Below are 18,794 nucleotides of genomic sequence, written 5' to 3'. Positions count from 1 at the left end.
GCTCCTTAAAAAAAGAGGCTAATGTTACCAGTTAAGACGCGCACTGAAAAACGGTTCTCTGTTAGACTTCAGATAACTCTCTCTTACAGTATGGCATTTGCGATGAAAGTAACCTCACAAGTTGAAGCGCAGCGTAAGATTCTTGAAGAAGCCGTCTCCACCGCGCTGATGCTTGCTTCAGAAAAATCAGATGGCGCCGAAGTGGCGGTCAGCAAAACCACCGGCATCAGCGTGAGTACCCGCTATGGCGAAGTGGAGAATGTCGAATTCAACAGCGACGGCGCGCTGGGGATCACGGTGTATCACCAGAATCGCAAAGGCAGCGCGTCATCCACCGATCTCAGTCCGGATGCCATTGCTCGTACGGTGCAGGCGGCGCTGGATATCGCCCGTTATACCTCCCCGGATCCTTACGCAGGCGTGGCGGATAAAGAGCTGCTGGCGTTTGATGCGCCGGATCTCGATCTTTTCCACCCGGCGGAAGTGACCCCGGACGAAGCGATCGAACTGGCCGCGCGCGCCGAGCAGGCTTCCCTGCAGGCGGATAAACGCATCACCAATACCGAAGGCGGCAGCTTCAACAGCCACTACGGCATCAAAGTCTTCGGCAACAGCCACGGCATGCTGCAGGGCTACTGCTCCACCCGTCATTCGCTCTCCAGCTGCGTCATCGCCGAAGAGAACGGTGACATGGAGCGTGACTACGCCTACACCATTGGCCGCGCGCTGGGGGACTTGCAGTCTCCTGAGTGGGTGGGAAAAGAGTGTGCCGAACGCACGCTGTCTCGCCTGTCGCCGCGTAAACTCTCCACCATGAAGGCCCCGGTTATTTTTGCCAACGAAGTGGCGACCGGTCTGTTTGGTCATCTGGTGGGCGCTATCGCGGGCGGCTCGGTTTACCGTAAATCGACCTTCCTGCTCGATTCGCTGGGCAAGCAGATCCTGCCGGAATGGTTGACCATCGAAGAGCATCCGCATCTGCTGAAAGGGCTGGCCTCCACGCCGTTCGACAGCGAAGGCGTGCGTACCGAGCGTCGTGACATCGTCAAAGACGGCGTGCTGACCCAGTGGCTGCTGACCAATTACTCCGCGCGCAAGCTGGGGCTGAAAAGCACCGGACACGCTGGCGGCATCCACAACTGGCGCATTGCCGGGCAGGGCCTGAACTTTGAGCAGATGCTGAAAGAGATGGGCACCGGCCTGGTCGTCACGGAACTGATGGGCCAGGGCGTAAGCGGCATCACCGGCGACTACTCTCGCGGCGCGGCGGGCTTCTGGGTGGAAAACGGCGAAATCCAGTATCCGGTAAGCGAAATCACTATCGCCGGCAACCTGAAGGACATGTGGCGCAATATCGTTACGGTCGGTAACGATATTGAAACACGTAGCAATATACAGTGTGGTTCTGTACTTCTGCCGGAAATGAAAATCGCCGGCCAGTAATATCCGTAAAGGCGTTTTAATAATAAAAAAGGAAGTGAGCAATGCGTAAACATCTGTTAGCGATCGTCGCGGCTTCAACGCTGGTTCTTGGCTCTTCTGCGTTTGCTGCCGATCTTGAAGACGACATGGGCATCCTCGGTCAAAACCTGAAGGTGGTGCAGAAAACCGACAATGCGGCTGAAATGAAAGACGCGCTGACCAAAATGCGTGAAGCGGCGCTGGATGCACAGAAAGCGACGCCGCCGAAGCTGGAAAGCAAAGCGGCAGACAGTGCAGAGATGAAAGACTATCGCCACGGCTTTGACGTGCTGGTCGGCCAGATCGACGGCGCGCTGAAGCTGGCTAACGAAGGCAAAGTGAAGGAAGCCCAGGCGGCGGCCGAGCAGTTTGTGACCACGCGCAACACGTACCACCAAAAGTATCGTTAATTGGGTGCCTGAGCTGTACGTCCTTCCCCGTATGCGGAGGCGCATGACGCGCCCCCGCATCCTTGCTCCTGACTTTCCGGAGCGACAATCCATCCTCGCTGTCACTGCAAAAGAATCGTTTCGAAAACTGATCTCGCACAGTGTTTTCCGCGTCACCAGCGTTAAGATGATTATTGTCAAAGCAATAATCATCAAAACTCCAATGCCTGGGTTTTGGCGTTTCATGGATGCCTCCTTGCTTTAAAGCGGGCGAGGTAGCGAACTCCACGGTCCGACGTGTCGTTTCGAGCCCCCGCCCTGATTTTCTATCAGGCGGGGCTTTCCACTTTCCGTCCCATGCCTGAGACGGTCAGTCTCAAGCACCCGTTGCCACTCTAGCGGATCCCCATAAGAAAACCTTATCCACGTCACATTTCTACGAGCCCGCTCGTAATCTTTTCCGCTTTGCTTGCCCCGTTTTGGCCGCGCAATAGCGTGATATTCATCACGTAAATGCAGCGGTTTATCCAGATTCACCGCATTTATGTGGCACAGATCACTGTCGCGGCTCGCCTTTCCACTTCGAAGTGGAAAACAACTCGCTACAAACAATTCCCCCCCAACGTTAGTTTTATTCCAGAGCCATTAACGGGGTAAGACCAGTGATTAACGGAGCGGTAATGAACGACGTTGGGGAACATGCGGAGCAAACAGAACAGCTCGCGAACACCATGCTGCAGCAGGTTTATGCCCTGCTGGCCCGAAACAACATCATCCCCAATGCGGTACAGGAGCAGATGCTCACCTCCCACGTGCGCGCCATGGCGCACCGGTCCGTGACCGGCGAGCCGCTGCCGGAGGTTGAAGCAGAGCTGTTTGACGAAATTTCACCGGATTCAATGCGGCTCGCCCGTGAAGTGGTCGCGCAGTTTGGCAATCTTCCTGATGAAGAAGCCTGGCTGCTCTCCGTTCACTTTGAAGTCGCGAAAGACAACCTTTAAGGAGCAACACATGGAACAGATTACAGTCGTGATTGGCGATCGCCTGGGTAAAGGTCAGAAAGTGGCTGCCGGTGTGGAAAAAGCAGGTGGACGCGCGGTGGTTGTGCCGGGCATGGCGGCGGACATGAAGCTCGGCGACATGATGAAAGCGGAAAACGCCACCTTCGGCATCTCCTTCTGCGGCAGCGGCGGCGCGGGAGCCATCACTGCCCAAACCAAATATGGCTACAAGGCCAAATACGGCATGCGTTCCGTGGAAGAGGGCGTGACCGCCATCAACGAAGGCTGCAACGTGCTGGGCTTCGGCTTTATGGATAAAGAAGAGCTGGGCGAGCGTCTGGTGCAGGCGTGGCAGAAAAAATACGGCGCATAAGCATGAAAGAACAGTTCACAACCACGGTGAGAGTGAAGGGAAAAGGCGACGCCAAAGCGCGCGCCTTTGCCGACGCGCTCAACCACGTTCAGGCCGCGGTGATGAAAGCTTCACCGCATATCTTACTGCGTATTGAGCCACAGGATGTGCAGGTCGTTCAGGCGCAAGAAGCGGTGCGTAAAGAAGCGTTTCTGTTCTTCTTTCTGCGCCGGGAAAGACGCACCTACAGCGTGGAGCTGGATGTGACCGTCAACGTGACAGCCATCAATCTCGACCAGGTGGATTTCGTCACGCAACGCTGATTATTCATAAAAGGGCAGACTGATGTTCTTAATTATATTAATAAAATCGCTCATCATTGGCGGCCTGGTTGGCGTCGGTGTCGGAGCCGGGGCTGCACGCATGTTTCATGCGCCTACCACACAGGGTATGGGCGCGTTTCGTACGTTGGGGGAACTGAACTCCTGTGAAGGGGATCCGGCGTCCCACTTCTCCTTTGGGTTAGGTTTCTTCTTTAACGCCTGGGCCTCTTCCGTGGCCGCAGGGGCTTTCACACAGGACGTTGACCACCGCATCATCCCGAACTGGGGTGCTGCTGCACTGATGATCAAAAACCGTAACGTCGGCGAAACGCTGCACGACCCGCGCAAAATGGCGATTGCCTGCGGCGTAATCGGCATGATCGTCGTGACCTTCCTGAACCTGACCGCCTCCTCCGTACCGGCTGCGCTTCAGGTCACCGCCGTCAAGGTGCTGGTGCCGGCGGCGAACCTGCTGGTGAACACCGTGATGCCGGTGATCTTCTGGCTGGCGGCCATCGACGCGGGTAAAAAATCGGGCTTCTGGGCCACCATCTTCGGCGGCGCGGCGCAGCTGATCATGGGCAACGCCGTACCGGGCCTGGTGCTGGGGATCCTGATCGGTAAAGGCGTGGAAGAGAGCGGCTGGAACCACGTCACCAAAGTGATGATGGCGGCTATCGTCCTGCTCTTCGTGCTGAGCGGCTTCTTCCGCGGCTTCGACATGAAGATGATCGAATCCTTCCATCTGACCGTGCCGAACTGGCTCGACATGATCCACAACTCGCTCAGCGGTAAATAACAGGAGCCTCTAAATGGAACAGAATAAAGGTTTTTGGTATGCCGACTGGTCGTTTCCGATCTTTGTTGGCCTGCTCTCCTCCGGCGTCTTCGCCGGGACGCACATGTACTACCTCTACGGCATCGGCGCGTTTAACGAAGTGGCCTTCGTGGCGATGCTGAAGGCGGGCATTGATACCGGCGTCTACGGCGCGGTGGCGGCGTTCGGCGCGAGCTTCCTGTTCGCCCGTATTATCGAAGGGTCGCTGGTCGGTATTCTCGACATCGGCGGTGCGATCCAGACCGGCGTGGGCCTCGGGGTACCGGCGCTGCTGCTGGGCGCGGGCATCATGTTCCCGGTGACCAACTTCATTGCTTCGCTGATCACCGGCCTGGTGATTGGCCTGGCAATTGGCTACGTCATCATCCTGGCGCGTAAGTTCACCATCAACCAGAGCAACTCCACCTACGGCGCAGACGTGATGATGGGCGCGGGCAACGCCTCCGGCCGCTTCCTCGGGCCGTTGATTATCCTCAGCGCCATGACCGCCTCCATTCCTATCGGCGTCGGTTCCCTGCTGGGAGCGCTGGTGTTCTACATCTGGCAGAAGCCGATCACCGGTGGCGCGATCCTCGGCGCAATGCTGTTGGGCTGGCTGTTCCCGGTCGCCCTTTAATACCCGCGGGCGCTCCGGCGCCCGCCTTATCAGGAGATCCTCATGTTTGATTTACTCCTGCGCCGTGCGCGCCTTGCCGACGATACCCTGACCGATATCGCCATTCAGGACGGGAAGATCGCGGCGCTGGGCGACATTGACGCCCCCGCGCATAAAACGGTTGAGCTGAACGGCGACGTGTTCGTCAGCGCAGGCTGGATTGACTCCCACGTTCACTGCTACCCGAACTCCCCGATTTACCACGACGAACCCGACAGCGTGGGCGTTGCCACCGGCGTCACCACCGTGGTGGACGCGGGCAGCACCGGTGCCGACGACGTGGACGATTTCTATGGCATCACCCGCAGGGCCTCCACCGAGGTGTTTGCCCTGCTGAACATCTCCCGCGTGGGGCTGATTGCCCAGAACGAGCTGGCCAATATGGCCAACATCGACACCGACGCGGTGAAGCAGGCGGTGAAGCGCCACCCTGATTTTATCGTCGGCCTGAAGGCGCGCATGAGCAGCAGCGTGGTCGGTGAAAACGGCATTACGCCGCTGGAGCGCGCCAAAGCCATTCAGAAAGAGAACGGCGACCTGCCGCTGATGGTGCACATCGGCAACAACCCGCCGAACCTCGACGAAATTGCCGAACTGCTGAGCTCGGGCGACATCATTACCCACTGCTATAACGGCAAACCCAACCGCATTCTGACGTCCTCCGGCGAGCTGCGCGCCTCCATCACCTCCGCCCTGAAGCGCGGCGTGCGTCTGGACGTCGGCCACGGTACGGCGAGCTTCAGCTTTGAGGTGGCGAAACGCGCCATCGCGATGGGCATTCTGCCGCACACCATCAGCTCGGATATCTACTGCCGCAACCGCATCAACGGCCCGGTGGGCTCGCTGGCGAGCGTGATGTCGAAATTCCTCGCCATCGGCATGTCGCTGCCGCAGGTGATTGACTGCGTGACCGCGAACGCCGCCGACGGCCTGCGTCTGGCGCGCAAAGGCCGCATTCAGCCGGGTCTCGACGCCGACCTGACGCTGTTCACGATTAAACGTCAGCCGACGGTGCTGACGGATGCCGAAAACGACAGCCTGCAGGCTGAACACATTCTGGTGCCGCTTGCCGCGATCCGCGCGGGCAAGGGCTACATGACCGAACAAGGGAGCACGGAAAATGCCTTCGATTTATGAGAAGTACCGCTTAAAGCAGGTTATCAACACCTCTGGCCGCATGACGGCGCTGGGCGTCTCCACGCCGCGCCCGGAAGTGGTGCAGGCGGCGATGGACGGCATGAATCACTATTTCGAGATGAAGGATCTGGTCAATAAAACCGGGGAATACATCGCGAAGCTGCTGGACGTGGAAGGGGCGACGGTCGTCTCCTGCGCGTCGGCGGGCATTGCCCAGTCCGTGGCGGCAGTGCTGGTCAAAGACAGCGACTGGCTGCTGGAAAACCTGCACGTGACCCCGATTGAGAACAACGAAATCGTCCTGCCGAAAGGCCACAACGTGAACTTTGGCGCGCCGGTGGGCACCATGGTGGCGCTGGGCGGCGGTAAGCTGGTGGAGGCGGGCTACGCCAACGAATGTTCCGCCGATCAGCTGGCGGCGGCGATCACCCCGCGCACGGCGGCGATCCTCTATATCAAATCGCACCACTGCGTGCAGAAAAGCATGCTCAGCGTCGAGCAGGCGGCGGTGGTCGCACGTAAACACGATCTCCCGCTGATCGTCGATGCCGCGGCGGAAGAAGATCTGCACGTGTACTACCGCTCGGGCGCGGATCTGGTGATCTACAGCGGCGCGAAGGCGATCGAAGGGCCAACCAGCGGGCTGGTGATCGGCAAAACCCAGTACGTAGAGTGGGTAAAACGCCAGACGGCGGGCATTGGCCGCGCCATGAAGGTGGGTAAAGAGGGCATTCTTGGCCTGACCTGCGCCATCGAACATTACCTGACGGCGACCAAAGAGAGCGGTGCCGAGATGGTGGCGAAGATGACGCCGTTTATCGACGCGCTCAACACCCTGAACGGCGTCACCGCGCGCGTGGTCTGGGACAGCGCCGGTCGCGATATCGCCCGCACCGAGATTAAGTTCGACGAAGCCGCAACGGGCGTCGGCACGGGGGACCTGGTGGCGAAGCTCAAGCAGGGTGAATACGCCATATACTTCCGTGGCTACAAGGCCAACGAAGGGATTATCGAGGCGGACGTGCGCAGCGTGAACGCTGACCAGCTGAACATCGTCTACCGCCGCATTAGCGAAGTATTAGGACAGGAGAAAAAAGCATGAAACTGACCCCCAACTTTTACCGTGACCGCGTCTGTCTGAACGTGCTGGCAGGCTCCAAAGCCAACGCCAGCGCCATTTACGAGGCGGCGGAAGGTCACGTGCTGGTGGGCGTGCTCTCCAAAAATTACCCGGACGTGGCCAGCGCCGTCGCCGATATGCGCGAATACGCCGCCCTGATTGATAACGCGCTCTCCGTTGGCCTGGGCGCGGGCGACCCGAACCAGTCGGCAATGGTGAGTGAAATCTCCCGCCAGGTGCAGCCGCAGCATGTTAACCAGGTCTTTACCGGCGTGGCTACTAGCCGCGCGCTGCTGGGGCAGAATGAATCCGTGGTTAACGGTCTGGTCTCTCCGACCGGCACCGTCGGGATGGTGAAAATCTCTACCGGACCGCTAAGCAGCGCGGCCCCGGACGGCATCGTACCGGTTGAAACCGCGATTGCCCTGCTGAAAGATTTCGGCGGCAGCTCCATCAAATACTTCCCGATGGGCGGCCTCAAGTGCCGTGACGAGTACAAGGCGGTGGCGGAAGCCTGCGCCCGTCACGACTTCTGGCTGGAGCCAACCGGAGGTATCGATCTGGAAAACTATGAGGAGATCCTGCAGATCGCCCTCGACGCGGGCGTGAGCAAAATCATCCCGCATATCTACAGCTCAATTATCGACAAAGCCAGCGGCGATACGCGTCCGGAAGATGTGCGTACCCTGCTGGCGATGACGAAGAAGCTGGTGAAGTAGAACTCACACATATACAGGAGCCACCATGCACACCCGTACCCTGCTTGTCGCTTCACTTTCTTTACTGACCACTGCCGCGATCGCCCAGACGCAATACGCCTGGGTGGGCACCTACAACCCCAACGGCGAAGGGCTGTACCGCTTTACCGTTGATCCGCAAACCGGCGCGCTGGCGAATAAAACGCTGGTGAGCAAACTGCCGAATGCGGCGCAGTTGACCCTTTCACAGGACGGCAAAACGCTGTATCTGGCAAGCGAAGTGGAGCAGGGCGTGGTGCAGGCGCTGCGCGTCGGCGATAACGGTGCGCTGAGCGAGCTCAATCAGGTGGCCTCCGTCGGAGCGGGGCCGGTTTACCTGTCGCTGACGCCGAACGGTCGCCATCTGCTGGTGGCCAACTACGTCAGCGGGTCGATTGCCGTTTTGCCGATCAAGGCAGACGGCAGCCTGGGGGACGCCACGGACACACATCAGGACAAGGGCGAACCGGGCGCGGCGAAGCCCGAAGCCGCTGTGGAGGGTAGTTTCGCGATCAGCGATCATAACGGCCCCCATGCGCATATGATCGCCGCCGATCCGAGCGGGAAATACGTATTTTCCACCGATCTGGGGCTGGATCGCCTCTACCAGTACCGTTTTGACGATCGAACCGGGAAGCTGACGCCGAACGATCCACCGTTTATCAGCGCCTCCTCGAAAGGCGCCGGGCCGCGCCACTTTGTCTTTACGCCAAAAGGCGATGCCCTGTGGCTGATTAACGAAGAGGCGTCTACGCTCACCCATTATACCGTGAGCGCCAACGGCACCTTGAAAGAGGGCAAAACGCTTTCAGCCCTGCCGGAAGGCTACAAAGGCACCAGCTTTGCTGCCGGGCTGGCATTAAGCGCTGATGGCAAACAGCTGTATGTGGCTAACCGTTTGCATAACAGCATCGGGCACTTTACCGTAACAGCGGAGGGTACGCTGACGCATCAGGACGATGTGTGGACGCGTGGTGATTATCCCCGCACCCTGACGCTCGATAAACAGGGGCGCTGGCTGTACGTCATGAACCAGCGGAGCGACAACATTACCCGTTTCCGCGTCGGTCAGGACGGCAAGCTAAGCTTCGAGCCAGACTATACCCCGGTCGGCAGCCCATCCCAGATGGTCATTTCACCTTAAGCCGTAAGAGGACAAACCCGTGCGATTTCCGAACCAACGTTTAGCGCAACTTTTCGATCTGTTGCAAAACGAGACGCTGCCGCAGGACGAGCTGGCGCAGCGGCTGTCGGTCTCCACGCGAACCGTCCGTGCGGACATTACCGCCCTTAACGCGCTGCTGGCCAGCCACGGCGCGCAGTTTATCCTGAGCCGGGGCAACGGCTATCAGCTCAAAATTGAGGATGCCGGGCGCTATCAGCAGCTTCAGGCATCCCACCCGCGCGCGCTGCGTATTCCCCGGACCGGGCCGGAGCGCGTGCATTATCTGGTGGTGCGTTTTCTCACCTCGGCGTTTTCGCTTAAGCTGGAGGATCTGGCGGACGAGTGGTTCGTCAGCCGCGCCACGCTGCAAAGCGACATGGCGGAGGTGCGCGAGTGGTTTCATCGTTACAACCTGACGCTGGAAACCCGTCCGCGCCACGGCATGAAGCTGTTTGGCAGCGAGATGTCGACCCGCGCCTGCCTGACCGATCTGCTCTGGGAGCTGGCGCAGCAGGACAGCCTGAACCCGCTGGTGACCGACGTGGCGCTGAATGCGGGCGTGGCGGAGCAGATGGTGCCGGTGCTGCACGACGCCCTGACGCGTCACCACATTCGCCTGACCGATGAAGGCGAGCTGTTCCTGCGCCTGTACTGTGCGGTGTCGGTGCGGCGCATCAGCGAGGGCTATCCGCTGCCGGAATTCCACGCCGAAGATGTGGAAGAGAACGTGCGCGAGGCGGCGAAGGATATCGCGGTGACCATCCAGCAACTGGCGGGCAAAACGCTTTCGCCGTCGGAGGAGAGCTGGCTGTGCGTGCACATTGCGGCGCGACAGATTCAGGAGATTGCCCCGAGCGCAATTAACGCCGACGACGACGAAGCGCTGGTCAACTACATCCTGCGCTATATCAACACTCACTATAACTACAACCTGCTTAGCGACGCGCAGCTGCACGCGGATCTGCTGACGCATATTAAAACCATGATTACCCGCGTGCGGTATCAAATCATGATCCCCAATCCGCTGCTGGATAACATCAAGCAGCACTACCCGATGGCGTGGGACATGACCCTCGCGGCGGTGTCGAGCTGGGGCAAATACACGCCGTATGTGATCAGCGAAAACGAGATTGGTTTCCTGGTGCTGCATATTGGCGTCGGGCTGGAGCGTCACTACAACATTGGCTACCAGCGTCAGCCGCGCGTGCTGCTGGTATGCGACGCCGGTAACGCGATGGTGCGCATGATTGAGGCGGTGCTGCAGCGTAAATACCCGCAGATTGAGGTGACGCGCACGCTCACCCTGCGCGAGTACGAGCTGGCGGAAACGATTGGCGAAGACTTTGTGATCGCCACCGCCCGCGTCAGCGAAAAGTCAAAACCGGTGGTGACGATCGCCCCGTTCCCGACCGACTATCAGTTAGAACAGATTGGTAAACTGGTGCTGGTGGACCGCACCCGCCCGTGGATGCTGGATAAATACTTCGACGCGGCCCACTTCCGCATTATCGACAAGCCGATCGATCAGCAGACGCTGTTCCGCGAGCTGTGTGAACAGCTTGAGGCCGAGGGCTTTGTTGGCGCGGAGTTTCTGGATTCGGTTGTTGAGCGTGAAGCTATCGTCAGCACCATGCTCGGCGACGGCATCGCGCTGCCGCACTCCCTCGGCCTGCTGGCGCAGAAAACGGTGGTCTACACCGTGCTGGCTCCGCACGGCGTGCAGTGGGGCGACGAAACCGCGCACGTCATCTTCCTGCTTGCCATCAGCAAAAGCGAATACGAAGAGGCGATGGCGATTTACGATATCTTCGTCACCTTCCTGCGCGAGCGGGCGATGTCACGTCTCTGTAGCTGCGAGGATTTTGCCGGGTTTAAGGCGGTGGCGATGGAGAGTTTGAGTCGTTTTTGAGATAAGGGCGGATGGATAACATCCGCCTTTGATCAACGCAAATGATGCACAACCTGGTTGCTGCTGCCGCGCCAGATAAGCGCCGGGTCTTTTAAATCCTGCATGAACTTGCCGTCGACCAGCACGTTAATCAGATCCACGACTTCCATTTGCTGCGCGTTCAGCTCATCCAGCCTGTAGCCTGTCCAGACCCAGATATCTTTTCCCGAGCACTCGCGGCGAATGCGCTTCACCAGCTTCAAAATATCCGGCACGTTTTGCGGATGCAGCGGATCGCCGCCGGAGAGCGAAATTCCCTGGCGGTGAATGCGCGTGTCGTTCAGGTCGCTGATGATTTTATCTTCCATCTCTGCGGTGAACGGCTTGCCGGAATTCAGGCGCCAGGTGCTTTTGTTGTAGCAGCCGGGGCATTCGTGGACGCAGCCAGAGACGAACAGGGTGCAGCGGGTGCCGGGGCCGTTGACGATGTCGACGGGGTAGTACTGGTGATAGTTCATAGCGTTAACCTGATACCCTCACCCCGGCCCTCTCCCACAGGGAGAGGGAGAAAACCGGAGTCAGGATTAGCAATGTGCTCGATCGGTTCCCTCTCCCTTGAGGGAGAGGGGTAGGGTGAGGGGGAGTACCCTGCGCAGAACTTACCCGATCTGCCCATTCCCCAAATGCTTCACGCGACGCTTCACCTCTTCCTGCTTGCCCGCGTTAAACGGACGCGCGTCCGGGCTGCCGAGGTAGCCGCACACGCGACGGGTTACGGAGACGCGGGCCGCATCGTGGTTGCCGCATTTCGGGCAGGTAAAGCCTTTACTCGTACACTCGAACTCACCGGTAAAGCCGCACTCGTAGCACTCGTCGATAGGCGTGTTGGTCCCGTAATACGGCACGTGCTGATAGCTGTAATCCCACACGTCCTCCAGCGCCTTCAGGTTGTGCTGAATGTTCGGGTACTCGCCGTAGCAGATGAAGCCGCCGCTGGCGATCGGCGGATAGGCAGCTTCGAAGTCGATCTTGTCGTACGGATTCACCTTCTTCTCCACGTCGAGGTGGAAGCTGTTGGTGTAGTACCCTTTGTCGGTCACGCCTTCCACAATCCCGAATTCGGCGGTGTCCAGACGGCAGAAGCGGTCGCACAGGTTTTCGCTCGGCGTGCTGTAGAGGCTAAATCCGTAGCCGGTTTCCTCTTTCCACTGGTCAACCGCGTCGCGCAGGCGCTGAACGATGGCGATGCCTTTTTCGCGCAGGGCCTCACTGTCGTACATGTGCGTGTCGCCAAACAGCGCGTTGATGGTTTCGTGGATGCCGATATAGCCCAGCGAAATCGACGCGCGACCGTTTTTGAAGATCTCAGACACGTCATCGTCCGCCTTCAGGCGCACGCCGCAGGCTCCTTCCATATAGAGGATCGGCGCGACGCGGGCTTTGACTCCTTCCAGACGGGCGATACGGGTCATCAGCGCTTTCCGCGCCAGCTGCAGACGTTCATCCAGCAGTGTCCAGAATTCAGCTTCATTGCCTTTCGCCTCCAGCGCGATGCGCGGCAGATTGAGGCTGATGACGCCCAGGTTGTTGCGCCCGTCGTGGATCTGCTCGCCGTTTTCATCTTCGTACACGCCGAGGAAGCTGCGGCAGCCCATAGGCGTTTTAAACGAACCGGTCACTTTGACGACCTGATCGTAGTTCAGGATGTCCGGGTACATGCGCTTGCTCGCGCACTCCAGCGCCAGCTGTTTGATATCGTAGTTTGGATCGCCAAACTTGTGGTTCAGGCCGTCGCGAATCGCGAACACCAGTTTCGGGAACACCGCAGTTTTTCGGTTTTTGCCAAGGCCGGAAATACGGTTGCGCAGGATGGACTGCTGGATCAGGCGTGATTCCCAGCTGGTGCCCAGGCCAAAGCCGAAGGTCACAAACGGCGTCTGGCCGTTGGCGGTGTGTAGCGTGTTTACCTCATATTCCAGCGACTGGAACGCGTCGTAGCACTCTTTTTCGGTGCGGGAGTGCGCGTAGCCGTCAGCGTCCGGAATGTGCCACTCGTCAGCCGTTTTACGGTGCTTGTTGAAGCTTGCCGTGACGAACGGAGCCAGCACTTCATCAATACGGTTAATGGTGGTGCCGCCGTAAATATGGCTGGCGACCTGGGCGATAATCTGAGCCGTGACCGCGGTGGCCGTGGAAATTGACTTAGGCGGTTCAATCTCGGCGTTACCCATTTTAAAACCGTGAGTCAGCATGCCTTTCAGGTCGATCAGCATGCAGTTGAACATCGGGAAGAAAGGCGAATAGTCGAGATCGTGGTAGTGAATTTCGCCGCGCTCGTGCGCAGACACCACGTCGCGCGGCAGCAGATGCTGGCGGGCATAGTGTTTGGCGACGATACCGGCCAGCAGGTCGCGCTGGGTCGGGATCACTTTACTGTCTTTGTTGGCGTTTTCATTGAGCAGGGCGGAGTTGGTCTGCTCGACCAGGCCACGGATCTCCTGGTTCAGACGACCGCGCTTTTCGCGCTGCACGTCACGATCGTGACGGTACTCAATGTAGGCGCGCGCCAGCTGCTTGTAGGGCCCCGCCATCAGCTGGTTCTCAACCGCGGTCTGGATCTCGTTGATATCGACCTGGCTGCGTTCGTTCATCTGGCTGCTAACGACTTCTGCGACGGTGGCGCAGTAATCTGCGTCATCGACTCCCGCTGCTTTAGCTGCACGCAGAATGGCTTCCTGGATGCGCTCTGATTTAAACGGCACTTTACAGCCATCACGTTTCATCACATGCGGTGTCATGATCACTCCATTTTTGAAAACAGGTTATCCACAGAGGTGGAGAAGTATTCACCGGACGCATTTCCCGCCAGGCCAAAGACTTCCCGCGTTCCCGGCTCGTGTTATCCACAATTCCGGCCAGCGTAAGCGCCGTCTTGTTGTTGGAATAGTAGACGATAAATACAAGATATTGGGTCGGCGTGCATTTTAAGTGCTACATATAGTGATTTGCATCAAACATGTTTGCGATTTATTTGATTCAGAACAAAGTAAAAAGGCGAGAGTACAAACGGCGGGCGCTACAGCATTTGTAAAGGCGAGCGAGAAAAATCTGATTAATTATTCAACAAAAACAGTAAAGTAAGCCGGGTGCAGGGCTGCACCCGGCAGGACGGTTACTGTTGCAACCACCAGACGGCTTCAAACGGACGCAGCGACGTCGTTGGTGGTGTCGGGTAGTTACTCATCATTACCTGCAACTTACCGCTGAGAAGGTCTGCCTGCCATTCCTGTGGCGTATTACTCAGGTTCGCCGCAACGATCAGGGTCTGTCCCTGCCACTGGCGACGGTAGCACCAAAGAGAAGGGTGTTCCGGCAGGAGATCCTCATAATCCCCCCACGTCAGCACCGGCAGGGTTTTGCGCAGGCTAATCAGCGACTGATAGGTATAGAAGACGGAACCCGCATCGTCGAGCGCCGCGCGGGCGTTCACGGTTTCGTAGTTATCGCAGACGCCAATCCACGGTTCACCCTCGCTAAAGCCCGCATTGTGCGACGCGTCCCACTGCATTGGCGTGCGGCCATTATCCCGGGACTTACTCGCCAGGATTGCCAGTAATTCATCCGGATCGCGGCCGTTGGCGCGCAGTTCGGCGAACATGTTCAGGCTTTCCACGTCGCGGTAATCGGTGATGCGGCTGAAGTGCGGGTTCGTCATCCCCAGCTCTTCGCCCTGATAGATATACGGCGTGCCCTGCATACCGTGCAGCACCATGCCGAGCATTTTCGCGGCGTGAACCCGGTATTCTCCTTCGTCACCGAAGCGCGACACGATGCGCGGCTGGTCGTGGTTACACCAGAACAGCGCGTTCCAGGCTTTGTTATGCATCCCCTGCTGCCAGTGGCGGAAGAGGGTTTTCAGCGCCACGAAGTCTGGCTTCGCCTTCGTCCACTTTTCGCCGCCGGGATAGTCCACCTTCAGGTGGTGGAAGTTAAAGGTCATCGACAGCTCGCGGCCATCGAGAGAAGCATACTGCTGGCAGTTTTCCAGCGAAGTCGAGGACATCTCGCCTACCGTCATCAGGTTGCGCGGGGTAAAGACGTCGCGGCTCATCTCCTGCAGATATTCATGGATGCGCGGCCCGTCAGTGTAGAAGCGGCGACCGTCACCCGTCTCGTCATTCGGGAAATCCTGATCTTTCGAAATCAGGTTAATGACATCGAGGCGCAAGCCGTCGACGCCGCGGTCGGCCCAGAACTCGCACACCTTTTTCAGCTCGGCGCGCACCGCCGGATTTTCCCAGTTGAGGTCCGCCTGCTCCGGCGCGAACAGGTGCAGGTAATACTGCTCGCTCTCCGCGTGCCAGCGCCAGGCGTTGCCGCCAAACTTGGAGCGCCAGTTGTTGGGCAACTGCTCAGGCGTGCCGTCGCGCCAGATGTAGAACTGGCGGTACGGGCTCGCTTTGTTCAGCGATTCCCGGAACCAGGGGTGCTGGGTTGAGGTGTGGTTGAACACCATATCCAGCACGATGCGAATGCCGCGCTGGTGCGCCTCGGCGACCAGTTCGTCGAAATCATCCAGCGTGCCGTACGCCGGGTCGATGGCGGTGTAATTCGCCACGTCGTAGCCATTATCCACCTGCGGGGAGATATAAAACGGCGTCAGCCAGATGGCGTCGATGCCGAGGGTTTTCAGGTAGTCCAGACGCTGCGTCACGCCGCGTAAATCGCCGGTGCCGCTGCCGGTGGTGTCCTGGAAACTCTTGGGGTAAATCTGGTAGATAACGCCGTTTTGCCACCAGTGAGGAAGGGTATTCATAGTGTGTTCCTGCAAATGCGAAGGGGCGCAACTGCGCCCCGAAAGAGAAAGTTAAACAATCTGCAGCGAGCCCTGACGGAACTTACGCTGATAAACCACGGTAGTCAGCGCCATTGGGACGATAATCGCGATGGCCATTGCCAGGGCGAACACCTGCCAGTAAGCGGGCTGGATGGAGAGGATGCCCGGCAGGCCGCCGACGCCAATCCCGTTTGCCATTACGCCGTTCAGTCCGCACACCAGGCCCGCCAGACCGGAACCGATCATCGCGCAGAGCATCGGGAAGCGGTATTTCAGGTTGATACCGTACATCGCCGGTTCGGTGACGCCGAGGTAGGCGGAGATGGCCGCCGGAACGGAGATCTCGCGTTCGTTGTGCTTGCGGCTGACGATAATGATGCCGGTCACCGCGGACGCCTGAGCAATGTTAGACAGGGCGATAATCGGCCAGACCGGCGTGCCGCCGAGGCTCTGGATCATCTGCATATCAATGGCCAGCGTGGTCTGGTGCACGCCGGTGATCACCAGCGGGGCGTACAGGAAGCCAAACAGCGCGGCGCCAATCGGGGCGAAGCTGCCGGTCATCAGGTGACGCACCGCGAAGGCCACGCCGTCGCCAATCATGCGGCCAAACGGACCGATAAAGGCATGCGCCAGGAAGACCGCCAGAATTAGCGAGCACACCGGCACCACCACCAGATAGAGGTAATCCGGCACAATGCGCTTCAGGCGGGTTTCGATAAAGCCCAGCGCCAGCCCCGCCAGCAGGGCCGGAATGACCTGCGCCTGATAGCCCACTTTGGCGATGGTAAACAGGCCGAAGTTCCACACCTCAGGCACCTGCTGACCAAGTAAGTAAGCGTTCATTAACTGCGGAGAGACCAGCGTGACGCCGAGTACGATACCGAGGATCGGCGTACCACCCATCTTGCGCACGGCGGACCAGCAGATCCCGACCGGCAGATAGAAGAAGATCGCCTCGCCAATCAGCCACAGGAAGTCGTACACGGTTTTCAGCGCCGGATACATCTGCGCCAGGGTTTTGCCGTCGCTCATCGGCACGTCGCCGATGACGTTACGGAAGCCTAAGATCAAGCCTCCGCTGATCAGCGCCGGGAGGAGCGGGAAGAAGATCTCCGCAAAGTGGGAAATCAACTGCTCGTGCCACTTCATGTTCTGGCGCGCGGCCTTCTTCGCCTGCTCTTTATCGGCGGAGGAGTGCCCGGTCGTTGCCAGCAGAGCCTGATAGTAATCGCCCACTTCGGTACCAATCACGACCTGGAACTGACCGGCGTTGGTGAAGCAGCCTTTAACCATGGAGAGTTCTTCAATGGCCTTCGGGTTAGCTTTGGCCGGATCGTTCAGCACGAAGCGCAGGCGGGTAATGCAATGGCTGACGGTAGCGATGTTTTCGCGGCCGCCGACCAGGACGATCAACTGATCGATATCTGCTTGTTTGACTTTACTCATCATGAAACCTCATGACAGATGGTGAGGGGTTGTAATGACCTGAGCGCAAGCCTACTCCTTCAGCGTGACGGCGAAAATGGGAACGTTCCCGAAATCGGGCGAAGATCACAATAAACCGTTGAGCGGGGGTTAAGAAAGGTGGGCAGGAATAACGATCTGACGCGGCTCAGCGCGCCCGTTGATCTGCTCGATCAGCTGCGCGGCGGCCTGTCTGCCGGACTCGGCATAACCCGGGTCGACGGTAATAATTTCCGGGTGCAAAAACTTCATCAATGGCGTGCTGCCGACGCTCGCCACCTGGAGGTTATCGATACGCTGCTCCTGAAGATATTTACTCGCGCCCAGCGCCAGCGTATCCGTGGCGCACACCAGCGCGGTAGTTTGCGGCGTCAGGACGCTGGCGACCTGCTCGTAGCCCTGCTTCATCCCCAGCCCCGGCAGGGAGGCCACGGCGGAGAGGTTGTGCTTTTTGCAAAAGGTCAGATAGGCCTCATGGCGGCGCTTGCCGGTGGTGACGTCCGCGTGCGGTACGCCGAGGAAGCTGATGTGGCGATGGCCTTCGTCAAACAGGCGCTGCATCAGGGTGATAATCGCGCCCTCGTCGTCATAACAGACGGAGGCGAAACCGTGGGCATCGCGCGCCAGCAGCACCAGCGACGGCTGCCAGGGTTTTAGCATCTCGTCTTTGATGCCGGTAAAGCCGAACAGCACCACGCCGTCAATGTTGCGCCGCTGGAGCATACCCAGATGTTCTTCCACCAGCTGTGGCGAGAACTGGCTCTCCATCATGATCGGGTCATATCCCTGCTCATAGAAGGCGGGCAGCATGGTCTGTACGGCAAGGTTTTCAGACAGAGAATCCAGGCGCGAGACAATGATGGCGACCACTTTGTCACTCTGTCCGCGCATGGCGCGCGCGGAGCGGGAAGGGGAAAAACCGTGCTGATTCATGACCGCCTCAACGCGCTCGCGGGTGCGTTCGCTGACGCCGCTTTCGTTGTTCAGCACGCGTGAGACGGTTGATTTCCCCACGCCGCTTAAACGCGCGATGTCTTTAATCGTAAGGCGGTTCTGCATGCTGTATTCCCTGTAACAACGACAAAATGGTCAATTGAGCCTAATGCTATAGCGCGATTTCGCTATGGGCAAAGTCTGGTTTACGTTCGGTTTATTTGCAGGGGGGTATAATACCGCCCGAATCGTCACAAAGGGTACGCTTAAATCCTTATACTGCGCGGCGACACCCTACTTTTTACTTACCGGAGGCTTCATGGATCCCGATCCCACACCTCTCCTGAACGGGAGAATGCGTTCTTTCCGGTAAGCCAGCCTGTTGCTGACTCACCGGTGATGTGAGGCAGCAACGTCCCAAACGTTCCTGCTTGAAAAATTGAGTGCCTCTCAGGTACGGCTTTGCCACGCCTGAAGGAAAAGCTGCGTCC

The 18,794-nt window shown here is 58.6% G+C and carries 17 protein-coding genes and 1 pseudogene; 12 read left to right on the top strand and 6 right to left on the bottom strand.

Features of this window, described 5'->3' with window-relative positions; genetic code table 11:
* Positions 1-90: 90 nt before the first annotated feature.
* Positions 91-1,443, top strand: a complete 1,353-nt coding sequence (gene pmbA / locus AC0TNG_RS14985) for a metalloprotease PmbA (protein WP_048992995.1) — start codon at positions 91-93, stop codon at positions 1,441-1,443.
* Between the two features lie 41 nt (positions 1,444-1,484).
* On the top strand, positions 1,485-1,871 hold the full coding sequence (gene cybC / locus AC0TNG_RS14980; protein WP_023334302.1) for a cytochrome b562: 387 nt from the start codon (positions 1,485-1,487) through the stop codon (positions 1,869-1,871).
* A 138-nt stretch (positions 1,872-2,009) separates the two neighbouring features.
* Here the strand turns inward: cybC and AC0TNG_RS14975 are convergent.
* Positions 2,010-2,063: pseudogene (locus AC0TNG_RS14975) on the bottom strand (Hok/Gef family protein); the annotation flags it as partial.
* A gap of 449 nt (positions 2,064-2,512) precedes the next feature.
* Between AC0TNG_RS14975 and AC0TNG_RS14970 the strand changes: the two are divergent.
* Genes AC0TNG_RS14970 through AC0TNG_RS14925 form a run of 10 tightly spaced genes read left to right on the top strand, consistent with a single transcriptional unit; the run spans position 2,513 to position 11,087 of the window.
* Entirely contained in the window at positions 2,513-2,851 is a 339-nt protein-coding gene (locus tag AC0TNG_RS14970) for a glycine dehydrogenase (RefSeq protein ID WP_024907278.1), read from the top strand.
* 10 nt (positions 2,852-2,861) lie between these two features.
* A complete protein-coding gene (locus AC0TNG_RS14965; protein WP_010427372.1) occupies positions 2,862-3,224 on the top strand; it encodes an SFCGS family glycine-rich protein in 363 nt (120 codons plus the stop codon).
* A 2-nt stretch (positions 3,225-3,226) separates the two neighbouring features.
* On the top strand, positions 3,227-3,526 hold the full coding sequence (locus AC0TNG_RS14960; protein WP_006810338.1) for a DUF4312 family protein: 300 nt from the start codon (positions 3,227-3,229) through the stop codon (positions 3,524-3,526).
* Between the two features lie 22 nt (positions 3,527-3,548).
* Complete coding sequence (locus AC0TNG_RS14955) at positions 3,549-4,325, top strand: DUF4311 domain-containing protein (protein WP_008501408.1); 777 nt, start codon at positions 3,549-3,551, stop codon at positions 4,323-4,325.
* Positions 4,326-4,338: 13 nt separating this feature from the next.
* Positions 4,339-4,980 carry a DUF4310 family protein gene (locus tag AC0TNG_RS14950; protein ID WP_024907276.1) on the top strand — a complete coding sequence of 214 codons (642 nt, stop codon included), beginning with the start codon at positions 4,339-4,341 and terminating at the stop codon, positions 4,978-4,980.
* 42 nt (positions 4,981-5,022) lie between these two features.
* Positions 5,023-6,156, top strand: coding sequence for an amidohydrolase/deacetylase family metallohydrolase (locus tag AC0TNG_RS14945; RefSeq protein ID WP_473712572.1), 1,134 nt, complete (start codon positions 5,023-5,025; stop codon positions 6,154-6,156).
* Positions 6,140-7,258, top strand: coding sequence for a DgaE family pyridoxal phosphate-dependent ammonia lyase (locus tag AC0TNG_RS14940; protein WP_248165847.1), 1,119 nt, complete (start codon positions 6,140-6,142; stop codon positions 7,256-7,258). Before AC0TNG_RS14945 ends, AC0TNG_RS14940 begins: the two co-directional genes overlap by 17 nt.
* The gene (dagF, locus tag AC0TNG_RS14935; protein WP_024907273.1) at positions 7,255-7,995 is read left to right on the top strand and encodes a 2-dehydro-3-deoxy-phosphogluconate aldolase; all 741 of its coding nucleotides are present in this window, start codon (positions 7,255-7,257) and stop codon (positions 7,993-7,995) included. The genes AC0TNG_RS14940 and dagF overlap by 4 nt, the downstream gene beginning before the upstream one ends.
* A gap of 25 nt (positions 7,996-8,020) precedes the next feature.
* Entirely contained in the window at positions 8,021-9,157 is a 1,137-nt protein-coding gene (locus tag AC0TNG_RS14930; RefSeq protein ID WP_473712573.1) for a lactonase family protein, read from the top strand.
* Positions 9,158-9,176: 19 nt separating this feature from the next.
* Positions 9,177-11,087 carry a BglG family transcription antiterminator gene (locus tag AC0TNG_RS14925; protein WP_048992991.1) on the top strand — a complete coding sequence of 637 codons (1,911 nt, stop codon included), beginning with the start codon at positions 9,177-9,179 and terminating at the stop codon, positions 11,085-11,087.
* A gap of 32 nt (positions 11,088-11,119) precedes the next feature.
* Here AC0TNG_RS14925 and nrdG read toward each other — a convergent pair whose 3' ends face one another.
* The 5 genes from nrdG to treR all read right to left on the bottom strand — a co-directional run bounded on the left by nrdG (position 11,120) and on the right by treR (position 18,429).
* A complete protein-coding gene (nrdG, locus tag AC0TNG_RS14920; RefSeq protein ID WP_417927931.1) occupies positions 11,120-11,584 on the bottom strand; it encodes an anaerobic ribonucleoside-triphosphate reductase-activating protein in 465 nt (154 codons plus the stop codon).
* 141 nt (positions 11,585-11,725) lie between these two features.
* Entirely contained in the window at positions 11,726-13,864 is a 2,139-nt protein-coding gene (gene nrdD / locus AC0TNG_RS14915; protein WP_248165854.1) for an anaerobic ribonucleoside-triphosphate reductase, read from the bottom strand.
* A 374-nt stretch (positions 13,865-14,238) separates the two neighbouring features.
* Positions 14,239-15,882: an alpha,alpha-phosphotrehalase gene (gene treC / locus AC0TNG_RS14910; protein ID WP_473712574.1), complete on the bottom strand. Its 1,644-nt coding sequence runs from the start codon at positions 15,880-15,882 to the stop codon at positions 14,239-14,241.
* A gap of 51 nt (positions 15,883-15,933) precedes the next feature.
* Positions 15,934-17,352, bottom strand: a complete 1,419-nt coding sequence (treB, locus tag AC0TNG_RS14905; RefSeq protein WP_023310193.1) for a PTS trehalose transporter subunit IIBC — start codon at positions 17,350-17,352, stop codon at positions 15,934-15,936.
* 129 nt (positions 17,353-17,481) lie between these two features.
* On the bottom strand, positions 17,482-18,429 hold the full coding sequence (gene treR, locus AC0TNG_RS14900; RefSeq protein WP_473712575.1) for a trehalose operon repressor TreR: 948 nt from the start codon (positions 18,427-18,429) through the stop codon (positions 17,482-17,484).
* Between the last annotated feature and the right edge of the window lie 365 nt (positions 18,430-18,794).

It is taken from the genome of Enterobacter sp. PL_is514, from assembly GCF_055816715.1.
Note: the sequence above shows the minus strand (reverse complement) of the source record. Positions and strands in the feature narration are given on the sequence as shown.